Consider the following 15,527-nt stretch of genomic DNA (forward strand, 5'->3'; position numbering starts at 1 on the left):
CGTTTAGCCCCCCAGCTTGCTTTTGTCCCGCACCGCGCCTTTATCCGCACTGGTCGCCAGGCTGGCGTAAGCGCGCAGCGCAAAGGAAACCTGCCGGTCACGGTTTTTCGGCGTCCAGGCAGCATCGCCACGAGCCAATTCCTGCTCACGACGGCGGGCCAGTTCGTCATCGCTGACTTCCAGCGCGATACCGCGTTGGGGAATATCGATAGCGATCATGTCACCATCCTGCACCAGACCGATAGTGCCGCCACTGGCCGCTTCCGGCGACGCGTGGCCGATCGACAAACCGGAAGTACCGCCGGAGAAGCGGCCATCGGTGATCAACGCACAGGCTTTACCCAGCCCCATTGATTTCAGAAAGCTGGTCGGATAGAGCATTTCCTGCATACCAGGACCGCCTTTCGGGCCTTCGTAGCGAATCACCACCACGTCGCCTGCCTGAACCTGACCACCCAGAATCGCTTCCACGGCATCATCCTGGCTTTCATATACCTTGGCCGGGCCGCGGAATACCAAGCTGCCTTCGTCTACACCAGCCGTTTTCACGATACAGCCATCTTGCGCCAGATTGCCGTACAACACCGCCAGGCCACCATCCTGACTGTACGCATGTTCGCGAGAACGAATACAGCCCTCTTGACGGTCGGTATCCAGCGAATCCCAACGGCAATCCTGCGAGAACGCCTGCGTGGTACGAATGCCTGCCGGACCGGCGGCAAACATCTTTTTCACCGCCTCATCCTGTGTGAGCATCACGTCATAGGCAGACAGGGTTTCCGGCAGGGTCAGACCCAATACGTTCTTCACGTTTTTATTCAGCAACCCGGCGCGATCCAGCTCGCCCAGAATACCAATCACGCCGCCAGCGCGGTGCACATCTTCCATGTGGTATTTCTGGGTGCTCGGTGCCACCTTGCACAGCTGCGGCACCTTGCGCGACAGGCGGTCGATGTCGTCCATGGTGAAATCCACTTCGCCTTCCTGCGCTGCCGCCAACAGGTGCAGTACCGTATTGGTAGAACCGCCCATCGCGATATCCAGCGTCATGGCGTTTTCAAACGCCGCTTTAGAGGCAATGCTACGCGGCAGCACGCTGGCGTCATCCTGCTCGTAATACTGTTTCGCCAGACCAACGATGCGCTTACCAGCATTGATAAACAGATCTTTGCGATCGGCATGGGTGGCCAGCAGTGAGCCATTACCCGGCTGAGACAGCCCCAGCGCTTCAGTCAGGCAGTTCATCGAGTTGGCGGTGAACATACCGGAACAGGAGCCACAGGTCGGGCACGCGGAACGTTCAATCTGAGCACTGTCTTCATCGCTGACTTTCGGGTTCGCCCCTTGAATCATGGCATCGATCAGATCCAGCTTGATGATTTTGTCAGACAGTTTGGTTTTCCCGGCTTCCATCGGGCCGCCAGAAACGAAAATCACCGGAATGTTCAGGCGCAGCGACGCCATCAGCATCCCTGGGGTGATCTTGTCGCAGTTAGAGATACAGACCATGGCGTCCGCACAGTGCGCGTTAACCATGTACTCCACCGAGTCAGCAATTAACTCGCGGGACGGCAGAGAATAGAGCATACCGCCATGCCCCATCGCGATACCGTCATCGACCGCGATGGTGTTGAATTCTTTGGCAACGCCACCGGCTGCTTCAATTTGCTCGGCGACCAGTTTGCCCAGATCGCGCAAATGAACGTGTCCGGGGACGAATTGGGTGAACGAGTTCACTACCGCGATGATAGGCTTGCCGAAATCGGCATCGGTCATCCCTGTCGCGCGCCACAGGGCTCTCGCTCCAGCCATGTTACGACCATGCGTGGTGGTGGCTGAACGGTACTTAGGCATACTCTGATTACTCCAGTTTAAGCGGATAGCCGGTGGCATACGGCCACCGGAAAAAAGTCAGTCATTGCTCGATTAACGGTTTACCGGATCCAGCCAGCCCCATTTGTCCTGGGTCTCGCCGGTGAACAGGCCGAAAAACGCCTGTTGCAGTTGTTTGGTGACAGGGCCGCACTTACCAATACCGACCTGAATACCGTCTACGCTGCGAACCGGGGTGATTTCCGCCGCGGTGCCGGACATAAAGACTTCATCGGCCAGATACAGCGACTCACGGGACAATACCTGCTCGCGGACTTCAAACCCTTTGTCCTTCGCCAGCTTGATAATGGCATCGCGGGTAATACCCGGCAGCGCCGCAGAGGTGAACGGCGGGGTGAAAATCACACCGTCTTTCACTTCAAACAGGTTTTCACCAGCACCTTCAGACACATAGCCATTCACATCCAGCGCGATCCCTTCCTGATAGCCATGGCGACGTGCTTCGCTGCCCACCAACAGGGAAGACAGGTAATTACCACCGGCCTTGGCAGCGGTCGGAATGGTATTGGCCGCGACACGGTTCCAGGACGACACCATCGCGTCGATACCCTGATCCAACGCTTCCTCGCCCAGATACGCGCCCCACGGGAACGCAGCAATAATCACATCAGTATTGTAGCCTGCTGGCGGATTTACCCCCATGCCCACATCGCCGACAAACACCAATGGACGAATATAGGCGCTGGTCAGGTTATTACGACGCAGTGTTTCACGGCAGGCTTCCATCAGCTCATCAATGCTGTAGGAGAGCGGCATACGATAAATTTTGGCGGAGTCATGCAAACGCTGCATGTGTTCGCGGTGACGAAACACCACCGGACCTTTATGGGAATTGTAGCAACGCACCCCTTCAAACACTGACGTACCGTAGTGCAAAGCGTGGGACATCACGTGAACTTTGGCATCCGCCCAGGGAATCATCTCGCCATTGAACCAGATATAGTCTGCTTTCTTCGTCATTATTGCTTTCCTTACCGATGCCATCAGGCACGTATTTGTTGTGATGTGAGCGGCTGGATCTCCACACAGGCAATGTCCAGCAGTTTGCTTAATTGGGTTGACAATAAATCCACTGACCGGTGGCTGGCAACGGTCATGTCTATCTGCACGTGATCGTCATTGTGCCCCTGCGTCATGTTCATGGCGCACACCTGAAAGCCACGGTGACGGGTCACACGTAATACGCGTTCCAGAACTTCCGGGCGATAGCGAGCCTGAATGGAAAGCTGATGATGTGTCATGGGAAAGTCTCCTGCCATTATTCTGTCTTATCGAATTATTCTGTCTTATCCAACATGGTTTCATTACCGGCGCCAGGGGGCACCAGCGGCCAGACATTCTCATTCTCGTCGATGGAAACATGCAGCAGGTAAGGGCCTTCGCTGTTGAGCAGCGCATCCAGGGCAGAGTCAATCTGGTCTTTACAGGTGATATGCTGGCCGGGAATGCCGAAAGCGCTGGCCAGTATCAAAAAATCGGGGTTATCGGAGAGGTTGGTTTCGCTGTAACGCTCGTCAAAAAACAGTTGTTGCCATTGTCTAACCATTCCCAGCCGCTGATTATCCAGCAAGACTATCTTCAACGGCAGACGTTTTCGTTTGATGGTGCCGAGCTCCTGCACATTCATCATGAAAGAGCCGTCACCGGAAATACAGATAACGGTATTGTCAGGACGTGCCACCTGCGCCCCCACCGCTGCTGGCACCCCAAATCCCATCGTGCCAAGTCCGCTTGAGGTGATGAAATTTTCCGGTCGGCTGAAGTGCATATGCTGCGCGGCCCACATTTGATGCTGACCAACATCGGTGGTCACCACCGTTTCAGCGGGCATACGATCCGCCAGCGTACGCAGTAATGCCGGTGCATAGATAGCCTCGCCAGGATGGTCATAACGCCAGGTATATTCGGCTTTCATCATCACGGCATGCTGACGCCACTCAGCAATATTCAGCGGCTGCTGCAATGCGGGCAACAGTTGGTTCAGATCGCCACGCAGCGCCACGTGCGCTTGTCGCAGCTTGTTCAGTTCAGCCGGGTCGATATCCATGTGGATAACGCAGGCATGCGGCGCAAACGCGCTCAGCTTACCGGTCACGCGATCATCAAAGCGGGCGCCAACCGCGATCAGCAAATCGCATTCCTGCACCAGCAGGTTAGCCGCTTGCGTGCCGTGCATACCGATCATACCCAAATAATAAGGGTAGTCTTTCTCTAGTGCCCCCAACCCTTTGAGGGTCACCACTGCTGGAACCTGAGTGGTCTCAATAAAGGTGCGCAATGCCGGAACCGCCTGCGCCATTCCCACACCGCCGCCCACATACAGCACCGGTTTTTTCGCCTGCGCCAGCATCGCTCGCGCCTCTGTCACCTGCTGGATGGAAAATGGCATCACGTCATCCACCGGCATAAAACAAGGCGAAAAATCCCCCTGCGCCAGTTGGATGTCCTTGGGAATATCAATCAGTACCGGACCGGGACGCCCGCTACGAGCTACAGCAAAGGCTTCCGCCATGATTTCCGGTAATGACTCGATTGAATCAACCAGAAAGCTATGCTTGGTGCAGGCCAGAGACAGACCCAGCACATCGATTTCCTGAAAAGCGTCCGTTCCGATCAGCGCCGAGCCAACCTGACCGGTAATGGCCACAATAGGGACCGAATCCAGTAGTGCGTCCGCCAGACCCGTGATCAGGTTGGTCGCGCCGGGACCTGATGTCGCGATACACACCCCGACGTTACCGGTAGAGCGGGCATAACCAATCGCGGCCATCGCAGCGCCTTGTTCATGGCGACAGAGCAGGTGTTCCACGCCGCCATCATACAATGCGTCGTAGACCGGCATGATCGCGCCACCAGGATAACCGAAAACAGTCTCCACTCCCTGCGCCCGCAACGCTTGTACCACCCACTGCGCACCATTCATAGTTATTTCCCCGACTCTGTCTGAGGAAAACAGGATTTTATGCTACTCGGCATTATCTGCTCCCTTATTGCCATGATCGGCCCATAAAAAAACCCCCGACCTTTCGGTGCGGGGGTTTTCTTGAATTCGGCCTTGATTTTTAAGCCATTCTTCGTCCAAGTGCTGCCCCGCACGGTGGGATAATAATCACCACCACGCTAATCACGACTAGGCTAATCACTAGGTTGAAGGCTTTCATTTCAGGTTGTTCATTAATCTACTGTCGAACGAATACCTACAGAGTTATCACAGCAAGCCACACTGTGACAACTCTTTTTTTCCATTCACTGTCGGCGACTATCGTTCCTTGCATCACAAAACAGCTTATTATTCATACGTTAACCTGCGTCGTACCCACACTGTGTTTTTTTGCTGACCAACTGTTATCCGCGAACGCCGCCAGCACCGCAATCACAATCGCGACTACCCCCGCCACGCTCGCCATCGCCAGCCCATAATTATGGTTATGTGATTCGGCAATGCTCGCCTGTAGCGTGGCATTGACTGACGCAATCAAGTTACCGAGCTGGTAGACAAAACCAGGGAGTACCGCCCGTGTATTACTCGGCACCAACTCGTTCAGGAAAGTTGGGATTACCCCCCAGGCCCCCTGCACCATAAACTGTATTAAAAATGCCCCCAGCCCCAACATCCAGGGCCCATGAGAGAACGCCCATAGCGGGATAACCGGCAATGCCAGTAATGCAGCGGTCATAATCGCTTTTTTCCGACCGATACGCTCCGATAATGTCCCAAAAAAGATACCGCCGATAATCGAAGCAATATTGTAGCTAATGGCGATCATACTGACAGTTTTCGCATCAAAACCGTGCTGGATTTTTAAAAATGACGGGTACAGATCCTGTGTGCCATGGCTGAAAAAATTGAACGACGCCATTAACACCACCAGATAGACGCAGAGCTTCCAGTGTGTTTTCAACACCGGCAGCAACGCGGTGCTTTCCTTGCGCACCCTTGCCGCCCGCCATACCGGTGATTCCTCCACACAGAAATAGATAAACGGCAACAACAGGATAGGAAGCGCACCAATAATAAACATGCCACGCCAGCCAATATGGTCAAACAATAGCCCGTAAACGACCGCAGCCAGTAAATAACCAAAAGGGTATCCCGCCTGGAAAATACCTGACATCAACCCACGCGAACGGTCTGGAATGGTCTCCATCGCCAGTGACGATGCCACACCCCAAATCCCCCCCATCGCCACGCCATATAGCACTCTCAACAGCAGGAATACGGTGATATTCGGTGCCGAGGCGGATAGCAGCTCAAACAGGGAGAACATCACGATGTTCAGCATTAAAATCGGCTTGCGGCCAAACTTTTCCGCCAGCCGCCCCAGTAACAATGCGCCGATAGGCCGAACAGCCAGCGTTAACAGAATAGCCAGCGTTACCTGCTCGATGTTGACCGAAAAAGCGTGAGCCAGTTCGCTAAGCAGAAAAACCAGAATGAAGAAATCAAATGCATCCAGCGCCCAGCTCAAAAAGCTGGCAATCGCGGCATTACGCTGCAGAGGAGTCCAACCAAACATAATTTTATCCTGTCCTATAGTAGAGACACTCGCATGTCCCGGCAGGCTGAACGGCAGGTGATGCCGCAGTCGATGAGGCGATGTAAAAATCGCAAGCGATAATTTAAATAATTGTTAAATACGCCCATCGCGACTATTGAGCAATGCTATAAGCGGTATAAATCTGTTGCGAATCCAGCCGCCTTGTAACCCTTTATTAACAACATCCGGAAGCACGCACACAATTTCATGAATTCCGCCTGAGAAAGCAGATTGTTTTCTGACGATAGCTCGCATCATGATGACAGCGACCGTGTGGTAACGCGCTCAGACAGGCATGATGCCCACGCCACAGGGAGGAATACGTCATGACATTGGCAGTGACCTATACGCGAGCAACCATCGGTATGCAGGCACCGGAAGTCTCAATCGAAGTACATATCAGCAATGGTTTACCGGCACTCACGCTGGTCGGTTTACCGGAAACAACGGTCAAAGAAGCACGAGACCGGGTACGCAGCGCGCTAATCAACAGCGGCTTTACCTTTCCAGCCAAGCGGATCACCGTCAATCTGGCTCCAGCGGATCTGCCGAAAGAAGGGGGACGTTATGACCTTCCTATCGCGCTAGCCATTCTGGCAGCCTCTGAGCAAATTGCTGGTGAGAAACTCGCACAATATGAGTTCCTCGGTGAACTTGGATTATCAGGCAGCCTGAGGGGCGTTCATGGCGCGATTCCTGCAGCCATGGAGGCGCAAAAGGTAGGGAGGGGATTAATCCTGCCAGAAGACAACAAACTGGAAATGACCCTGATTCCCCACGGAGATACGCTACTGGCAAATCATCTGCTACAAGTTTGTGCTTTTCTGCAAGGGGAGACCGCCTTGTTGCGTGGCAGCGAGATCCCTCACACCATATCCCCCCATACCTCAGCGCCAGACCTGAAAGAAATCATTGGCCAGGAACAAGCGAAACGTGCGTTGGAAATCGCTGCGGCAGGCGGACACAATTTGCTGTTACTCGGCCCACCAGGAACCGGCAAAACGATGCTGGCCAGCCGCCTGCCCGGTTTACTACCCGAGCTTAATGACGATGAAGCACTGGAAAGTGCAGCCATCAATAGCCTGATAGATATTCAGCCGGGTCTGTTGCAATGGCGCAAAAGGCCATTCCGCTCGCCTCACCATACCGCATCCATTACGGCGCTGGTTGGCGGAGGGGTGTTACCTAAGCCAGGTGAGATTTCACTGGCGCACAATGGCGTACTGTTTCTGGATGAACTGCCAGAATTTGAGCGGCGAGTGCTGGATTCACTGCGAGAACCGTTGGAGTCAGGAGAAATAGTGATTTCTCGCACTCGTGCCAAGGTGTGTTATCCCGCACGCTTTCAGTTAGTCGCCGCCATGAATCCCAGCCCGTCAGGGCACTACCAAGGCATCCATAACCGTATGCCAGCACAACAAATTCTGCGTTATCTCAACAGGCTATCCGGCCCTTTTCTCGATCGTTTTGATTTATCTATTGAGGTGCCATTGCTACCACCAGGTATTCTCCGACAGCAGACACGCATCGGGGAAGACAGCGCAACCGTAAGGGCACGGGTATTTGACGCCAGAAAACGGCAACTGGATCGCGTTGGCAGAATCAACGCACAAATGAAATCGGATGATATCGCCAGTTACTGTCGACTAAACCATGAGGACGCCACCTATCTGGAAGAGGTGATGAGCAAGTTAGGATTATCAGTCAGGGCCTGGCATCGGATCCTAAAGGTTTCACGTACGATTGCGGATCTGGGAGGAGAAGAGCAGATACGTCGCGCTCACTTATCTGAAGCGCTCAGCTATCGCTGTATGGACCGTCTGTTGATTCAACTACACAAGAGCCTGGCATGAGCCTACTCCTGCTTTCACCAGCAACCAGCAGAGATGAAAATGGGGCCAAAGCCCCATTCAGATTAATCATCGCTTTCCGTGTATTCTTCCACCGTGTCCATTTGCGGTTTACCGCCAGACAACGTATGGAAGCGTTTAGGACGACGAATACGACTGATATACTTCGCCCAGATTTTTTCCAGTTCGGTCTGTGCAGCACGTTCACCACGGCATACTGCGACAAACTGGGTTTCTTCTTCCGTCACCGGATGACGTTTGCCCGAATCAAGTTCGTTAAATGCCTGTCCATAGCGTTCCAGCAGTTGAGCTTCTTTAATCGTAAAGTCACCATGCCGGGAAAAACCACGTGGATAGAATTTGTTATCAAAAAAACGACTGGTTGTTGAGAAGCTTTCCGCCATCTTACACGCTCCTAATTCTCATATGGTCGTGCCGTTTATGGCGCGGAGTATTAGATAGGCTTGACTTCCTGTAAAACAAAACATTTAAATCATGACGACAAAATTTTTTGGAGAAAAGCATGGATACCGACTTACTGAAAACCTTTCTGGAAGTCAGCCGGACAAGACACTTCGGTCGGGCAGCTGAATCTTTGTATCTGACACAGTCAGCAGTGAGTTTCCGTATCAGACAACTGGAAAATCAACTCGGTGCTAATTTGTTCACTCGGCACCGTAACAATATTCGCCTGACACCCGCGGGTGAGCGCCTGCTGCCTTATGCGGAAAACCTGATCGGTACCTGGCAAATCGCTAAAAAAGAGGTCGCACGCTCACAGCAGCATAGCCAGCTGTCCATCGGCGCGACTGCATCGCTTTGGGAAGCCTTCCTGACACCCTGGTTAAATGAGCTCTATCAGCAGCGTCCATTGCTACAACTGGAGGCCAGAATTGCACTGCGACAAACGCTAATTAAGCAACTCCATGAACGTCAGCTAGATTTACTGATAACCACCGAATCACCAAAGATGGATGAGCTTTCCTGCCAGTTATTAGGTAATTTTTCCCTGTCGTTATTTGCTTCAGCCAACAATACGCCAACCGAGGAACGCCCCTATATCAGGCTGGAATGGGGGGCTGATTTCCATCAATACGAAACCCCTTGGTTACCTGGCGATCAGGTGCCGTCACTCACCACATCCTCCGCACATCTGACACGCCAGTTAATGTCAGCCATTGGCGGGTGCGCATTTTTACCGAGCGAATGGTCCCAGAGTTATCCCGAGCTTCTTGCGATTCCTGAAGCGAATACAATAGTGCGGCCTTGCTACGCTGTCTGGCTTGAAAGTGGCGACCAGCAGGAACTGATTAAACAGTTACTGAAAACCCCACTGAACATAGCTTGTTAAACCATTATCTGGTGCATGATGCGATCTACCTGAAAGTCCTTGTGGCTTTCGGATGATCGGCTGCTGCGGGCTATTAATAATCGTCTCACGTCACTATGTTGTTATTCGTCACAGATATATGGTCGGTGAGGAATCCGCCATTATATCCCTTCCCCTCTGCCGCCGTTCTGTTCCCACATAAAACACGGCGCTAGCGACGTATGCTTATGGAATCGCTTAAAGAGCAGTCCTGGCTCAATAAATCCAAAGGGCGATGAGGATGTTCTTATCAACGGAAAAAGCATGGCATGGAAAAATCAGAGATCGACAGACGAAAAAAAACCCTTCACGTTAACGTGAAGGGCTATTTTTGGTTTGGCAGGGGCGGAGAGGCTCGAACTCCCAACACCCGGTTTTGGAGACCGGTGCTCTACCAATTGAACTACGCCCCTAAATAGGGTGGCGGTGCGGACGGGACTCGAACCCGCGACCCCCGGCGTGACAGGCCGGTATTCTAACCGACTGAACTACCGCACCACCGATTCTGTATGTTATCAGAGGAGTCAATCCGATAACCGGTGTCTTACTTACACCACAATTTGATGCCTGGCAGTTCCCTACTCTCGCATGGGGAGACCCCACACTACCATCGGCGCTACGGCGTTTCACTTCTGAGTTCGGCATGGGGTCAGGTGGGACCACCGCGCTCTCGCCGCCAGGCAAATTCTTTCGACGTCTATTCAACGTCCTGATTCTTCATGCCGCCGTGTATCGCTACACCACGCCATCCAATCCTCGAACAAGCCAAATTCTACTTTTAGTCTCTCACCAAAACACCTTCGGTGTTGTAAGGTTAAGCCTCTCGGGTCATTAGTACTGGTTAGCTCAACGTATCGCTACGCTTACACACCCAGCCTATCAACGTCTTCGTCTTAAACGTCCCTTCAGGGGCCTCAAGGGCCCAGGGAAGACTCATCTCGGGGCAAGTTTCCCGCTTAGATGCTTTCAGCGGTTATCTCTTCCGCACGTAGCTACCGGGCAGTGCCATTGGCATGACAACCCGAACACCAGCGGTGCGTTCACTCCGGTCCTCTCGTACTAGGAGCAACCCCCCTCAATCTTCCAACGCCCACGGCAGATAGGGACCGAACTGTCTCACGACGTTCTAAACCCAGCTCGCGTACCACTTTAAATGGCGAACAGCCATACCCTTGGGACCTACTTCAGCCCCAGGATGTGATGAGCCGACATCGAGGTGCCAAACACCGCCGTCGATATGAACTCTTGGGCGGTATCAGCCTGTTATCCCCGGAGTACCTTTTATCCGTTGAGCGATGGCCCTTCCATTCAGAACCACCGGATCACTAAGACCTGCTTTCGCACCTGCTCGAGCCGTCACTCTCGCAGTCAAGCTAGCTTATGCCTTTGCACTAACCTCCTGATGTCCGACCAGGATTAGCTAACCTTCGTGCTCCTCCGTTACTCTTTGGGAGGAGACCGCCCCAGTCAAACTACCCACCAGACACTGTCCCCAGCCCGGATTACGGGCCCAGGTTAGAACATCAAACATTAAAGGGTGGTATTTCAAGGTTGGCTCCATGCAGACTGGCGTCCACACTTCAAAGCCTCCCACCTATCCTACACATCAAGGCTCAAGGTTCAGTGTCAAGCTATAGTAAAGGTTCACGGGGTCTTTCCGTCTTGCCGCGGGTACACTGCATCTTCACAGCGAGTTCAATTTCACTGAGTCTCGGGTGGAGACAGCCTGGCCATCATTACGCCATTCGTGCAGGTCGGAACTTACCCGACAAGGAATTTCGCTACCTTAGGACCGTTATAGTTACGGCCGCCGTTTACCGGGGCTTCGATCAAGAGCTTCTCCCTGAGGATAACCCCATCAATTAACCTTCCGGCACCGGGCAGGCGTCACACCGTATACGTCCACTTTCGTGTTTGCACAGTGCTGTGTTTTTATTAAACAGTTGCAGCCAGCTGGTATCTGCGACTCTCGTCAGCTCCATCCGCAAGGGACTTCACCCACAAGAGCGTGCCTTCTCCCGAAGTTACGGCACCATTTTGCCTAGTTCCTTCACCCGAGTTCTCTCAAGCGCCTGAGTATTCTCTACCTGACCACCTGTGTCGGTTTGGGGTACGATTTAATGTTACCTGATGCTTAGAGGCTTTTCCTGGAAGCAGGGCATCTGTCACTTCAGCACCGTAGTGCCTCGTCATCACGCCTCAGTGTTAACAGCAGACCGGATTTGCCTGGTCCACCCACCTTCACGCTTAAACCGGGACAACCGTCGCCCGGATGACATAGCCTTCTCCGTCCCCCCTTCGCAGTAACACCAAGTACAGGAATATTAACCTGTTTCCCATCGACTACGCTTTTCAGCCTCGCCTTAGGGGTCGACTCACCCTGCCCCGATTAACGTTGGACAGGAACCCTTGGTCTTCCGGCGTGCGGGTTTTTCACCCGCATTATCGTTACTTATGTCAGCATTCGCACTTCTGATACCTCCAGCAGCCCTCACAGGCCACCTTCACAGGCTTACAGAACGCTCCCCTACCCAACAACACATTGTGTCGCTGCCGCAGCTTCGGTGCATGGTTTTAGCCCCGTTACATCTTCCGCGCAGGCCGACTCGACCAGTGAGCTATTACGCTTTCTTTAAATGATGGCTGCTTCTAAGCCAACATCCTGGCTGTCTGGGCCTTCCCACATCGTTTCCCACTTAACCATGACTTTGGGACCTTAGCTGGCGGTCTGGGTTGTTTCCCTCTTCACGACGGACGTTAGCACCCGCCGTGTGTCTCCCGTGATAACATTCTTCGGTATTCGCAGTTTGCATCGGGTTGGTAAGCCGGGATGGCCCCCTAGCCGAAACAGTGCTCTACCCCCGAAGATGAGTTCACGAGGCGCTACCTAAATAGCTTTCGGGGAGAACCAGCTATCTCCCGGTTTGATTGGCCTTTCACCCCCAGCCACAAGTCATCCGCTAATTTTTCAACATTAGTCGGTTCGGTCCTCCAGTTAGTGTTACCCAACCTTCAACCTGCCCATGGCTAGATCACCGGGTTTCGGGTCTATACCCTGCAACTAGACGCCCAGTTAAGACTCGGTTTCCCTGCGGCTCCCCTATTCGGTTAACCTTGCTACAGAATATAAGTCGCTGACCCATTATACAAAAGGTACGCAGTCACACCCTAAAGGTGCTCCCACTGCTTGTACGTACACGGTTTCAGGTTCTATTTCACTCCCCTCGCCGGGGTTCTTTTCGCCTTTCCCTCACGGTACTGGTTCACTATCGGTCAGTCAGGAGTATTTAGCCTTGGAGGATGGTCCCCCCATGTTCAGACAGGATACCACGTGTCCCGCCCTACTCGTCGAACTCACGACCTGTGCATCTTCGTGTACGGGACTGTCACCCTGTACCGTGCGCCTTTCCAGACGCTTCCACTGACACACAAGCCGATTCAGGTTCTGGGCTCCTCCCCGTTCGCTCGCCGCTACTGGGGGAATCTCGGTTGATTTCTTTTCCTCGGGGTACTGAGATGTTTCAGTTCCCCCGGTTCGCCTCACACACCTATGGATTCAGTGTGTGATAGTGTGACGAATCACACTGGGTTTCCCCATTCGGGTATCGTCGGGTATAACGGTTCATATCACCTTGCCGACGCTTTTCGCAGATTAGCACGCCCTTCATCGCCTCTGACTGCCTAGGCATCCACCGTGTACGCTTAGTCGCTTAACCTCACAACCCGAAAGTGTCTCGGGATATGAGTATTTTGAGAGACTCCAACAACACATGAATTCACACTCACATGCCGTCGTTTCAAATTATTCAGCTTGTTCCGGATTGTTAAAGAGCAGAATACTTCGCAGCATACTGTTGCCAGTACACTCTGAAGTCATTCGTAAATGGTGGAGCTATGCGGGATCGAACCGCAGACCTCCTGCGTGCAAAGCAGGCGCTCTCCCAGCTGAGCTATAGCCCCATAGATGCATCAACCTTTTCAACCCGCTTAGCCACAGAAACACTGCATACCCCGTCGCGCTCCGTGCAAAAGCACATCGTCAACGCAGTTCGTGAACGTTTCAAGGACAAGTAGAGTTGGTAGGCCTGAGTGGACTTGAACCACCGACCTCACCCTTATCAGGGGTGCGCTCTAACCACCTGAGCTACAAGCCTATAAGGTTTTACTGCTCATCTTCTTCATCAGACAATCTGTGTGGACACCACGCAGGCACTTCTACTCGGTAAGGAGGTGATCCAACCGCAGGTTCCCCTACGGTTACCTTGTTACGACTTCACCCCAGTCATGAATCACAAAGTGGTAAGCGCCCTCCCGAAGGTTAAGCTACCTACTTCTTTTGCAACCCACTCCCATGGTGTGACGGGCGGTGTGTACAAGGCCCGGGAACGTATTCACCGTAGCATTCTGATCTACGATTACTAGCGATTCCGACTTCATGGAGTCGAGTTGCAGACTCCAATCCGGACTACGACGTACTTTATGAGGTCCGCTTGCTCTCGCGAGGTCGCTTCTCTTTGTATACGCCATTGTAGCACGTGTGTAGCCCTACTCGTAAGGGCCATGATGACTTGACGTCATCCCCACCTTCCTCCGGTTTATCACCGGCAGTCTCCCTTGAGTTCCCACCATTACGTGCTGGCAACAAAGGATAAGGGTTGCGCTCGTTGCGGGACTTAACCCAACATTTCACAACACGAGCTGACGACAGCCATGCAGCACCTGTCTCAGAGCTCCCGAAGGCACACCCGCATCTCTGCAGGCTTCTCTGGATGTCAAGAGTAGGTAAGGTTCTTCGCGTTGCATCGAATTAAACCACATGCTCCACCGCTTGTGCGGGCCCCCGTCAATTCATTTGAGTTTTAACCTTGCGGCCGTACTCCCCAGGCGGTCGATTTAACGCGTTAGCTCCGGAAGCCACGGTTCAAGACCACAACCTCCAAATCGACATCGTTTACAGCGTGGACTACCAGGGTATCTAATCCTGTTTGCTCCCCACGCTTTCGCACCTGAGCGTCAGTCTTCGTCCAGGGGGCCGCCTTCGCCACCGGTATTCCTCCAGATCTCTACGCATTTCACCGCTACACCTGGAATTCTACCCCCCTCTACGAGACTCTAGCCTGTCAGTTTTGAATGCAGTTCCCAGGTTAAGCCCGGGGATTTCACATCCAACTTAACAGACCGCCTGCGTGCGCTTTACGCCCAGTCATTCCGATTAACGCTTGCACCCTCCGTATTACCGCGGCTGCTGGCACGGAGTTAGCCGGTGCTTCTTCTGCGGGTAACGTCAATGAACAGGGTTATTAACCCTGCTCCCTTCCTCCCCGCTGAAAGTGCTTTACAACCCGAAGGCCTTCTTCACACACGCGGCATGGCTGCATCAGGCTTGCGCCCATTGTGCAATATTCCCCACTGCTGCCTCCCGTAGGAGTCTGGACCGTGTCTCAGTTCCAGTGTGGCTGGTCATCCTCTCAGACCAGCTAGGGATCGTCGCCTAGGTGAGCCTTTACCTCACCTACTAGCTAATCCCATCTGGGCACATCCGATGGCAAGAGGCCCGAAGGTCCCCCTCTTTGGTCTTGCGACGTTATGCGGTATTAGCTACCGTTTCCAGTAGTTATCCCCCTCCATCAGGCAGTTTCCCAGACATTACTCACCCGTCCGCCGCTCGTCACCCAGGGAGCAAGCTCCCTTGTGCTACCGCCCGACTTGCATGTGTTAGGCCTGCCGCCAGCGTTCAATCTGAGCCATGATCAAACTCTTCAATTTAAAGTTTGATGTGTTTTCCGAAGAAAACGGTGCTCAAAGAATTTACTGTTTATTCGTAATGAATTAACTGTTGTCACTCTTCAAGACTTTCACTAATTTTTTAGTGAAGTG

General features: G+C 53.1%; 9 protein-coding genes, 4 tRNA genes and 3 rRNA genes. 2 read left to right on the plus strand and 14 right to left on the minus strand.

The genetic code is table 11. From position 1 onward, the window contains the following. Window positions 1-3 precede the first annotated feature (3 nt). The 6 genes from ilvD to DD586_RS19515 form a co-directional block, all read right to left on the minus strand. On the minus strand, window positions 4-1,854 hold the full coding sequence (ilvD, locus tag DD586_RS19495) for a dihydroxy-acid dehydratase (RefSeq protein ID WP_012886515.1): 1,851 nt from the start codon (window positions 1,852-1,854) through the stop codon (window positions 4-6). Window positions 1,855-1,926: 72 nt separating this feature from the next. Continuing rightward, window positions 1,927-2,853 carry a branched-chain-amino-acid transaminase gene (gene ilvE, locus DD586_RS19500; RefSeq protein WP_012886516.1) on the minus strand — a complete coding sequence of 309 codons (927 nt, stop codon included), beginning with the start codon at window positions 2,851-2,853 and terminating at the stop codon, window positions 1,927-1,929. A gap of 23 nt (window positions 2,854-2,876) precedes the next feature. Then, window positions 2,877-3,134, minus strand: a complete 258-nt coding sequence (gene ilvM / locus DD586_RS19505; protein WP_012886517.1) for an acetolactate synthase 2 small subunit — start codon at window positions 3,132-3,134, stop codon at window positions 2,877-2,879. Between the two features lie 35 nt (window positions 3,135-3,169). Next, entirely contained in the window at window positions 3,170-4,816 is a 1,647-nt protein-coding gene (ilvG, locus tag DD586_RS19510) for an acetolactate synthase 2 catalytic subunit (RefSeq protein ID WP_012886518.1), read from the minus strand. Window positions 4,817-4,955: 139 nt separating this feature from the next. Next, window positions 4,956-5,054: an ilv operon leader peptide gene (gene ilvL / locus DD586_RS21600; protein ID WP_071526243.1), complete on the minus strand. Its 99-nt coding sequence runs from the start codon at window positions 5,052-5,054 to the stop codon at window positions 4,956-4,958. Window positions 5,055-5,186: 132 nt separating this feature from the next. Further along, window positions 5,187-6,410, minus strand: coding sequence for an MFS transporter (locus DD586_RS19515; protein ID WP_012886519.1), 1,224 nt, complete (start codon window positions 6,408-6,410; stop codon window positions 5,187-5,189). A 347-nt stretch (window positions 6,411-6,757) separates the two neighbouring features. Here DD586_RS19515 and DD586_RS19520 point away from each other — a divergent pair, with 347 nt between their 5' ends. Then, entirely contained in the window at window positions 6,758-8,284 is a 1,527-nt protein-coding gene (locus DD586_RS19520; RefSeq protein ID WP_012886520.1) for a YifB family Mg chelatase-like AAA ATPase, read from the plus strand. 62 nt (window positions 8,285-8,346) lie between these two features. Here the strand turns inward: DD586_RS19520 and DD586_RS19525 are convergent, their stop codons facing one another. After that, on the minus strand, window positions 8,347-8,685 hold the full coding sequence (locus DD586_RS19525) for a DUF413 domain-containing protein (protein WP_012886521.1): 339 nt from the start codon (window positions 8,683-8,685) through the stop codon (window positions 8,347-8,349). A 119-nt stretch (window positions 8,686-8,804) separates the two neighbouring features. Here DD586_RS19525 and hdfR point away from each other — a divergent pair, with 119 nt between their 5' ends. Further along, on the plus strand, window positions 8,805-9,632 hold the full coding sequence (gene hdfR / locus DD586_RS19530) for an HTH-type transcriptional regulator HdfR (protein WP_012886522.1): 828 nt from the start codon (window positions 8,805-8,807) through the stop codon (window positions 9,630-9,632). Between the two features lie 355 nt (window positions 9,633-9,987). On the opposite strand, the gene DD586_RS19535 is transcribed toward hdfR, so the two are convergent. From DD586_RS19535 to DD586_RS19565, 7 genes are all read right to left on the minus strand, one after another. Then, window positions 9,988-10,063 (minus strand) — tRNA-Trp (locus DD586_RS19535). Window positions 10,064-10,071: 8 nt separating this feature from the next. Then, window positions 10,072-10,148 (minus strand) — tRNA-Asp (locus DD586_RS19540). 67 nt (window positions 10,149-10,215) lie between these two features. Continuing rightward, window positions 10,216-10,331: ribosomal RNA gene (rrf, locus tag DD586_RS19545) — 5S ribosomal RNA — on the minus strand. 129 nt (window positions 10,332-10,460) lie between these two features. Further along, window positions 10,461-13,366 (minus strand): 23S ribosomal RNA (locus DD586_RS19550). 168 nt (window positions 13,367-13,534) lie between these two features. Next, window positions 13,535-13,610, minus strand: a tRNA-Ala gene (locus tag DD586_RS19555). A gap of 117 nt (window positions 13,611-13,727) precedes the next feature. After that, a tRNA-Ile gene (locus tag DD586_RS19560) sits at window positions 13,728-13,804 on the minus strand. A 69-nt stretch (window positions 13,805-13,873) separates the two neighbouring features. Continuing rightward, window positions 13,874-15,416 (minus strand): 16S ribosomal RNA (locus tag DD586_RS19565). Together the 16S, 23S and 5S rRNA genes with 4 tRNA genes alongside form the textbook arrangement of a ribosomal RNA operon. Window positions 15,417-15,527 lie beyond the last annotated feature (111 nt).

It is taken from the genome of Dickeya parazeae Ech586 (genome assembly GCF_000025065.1).
GTDB classification, from domain to species: Bacteria; Pseudomonadota; Gammaproteobacteria; order Enterobacterales; family Enterobacteriaceae; genus Dickeya; species Dickeya zeae.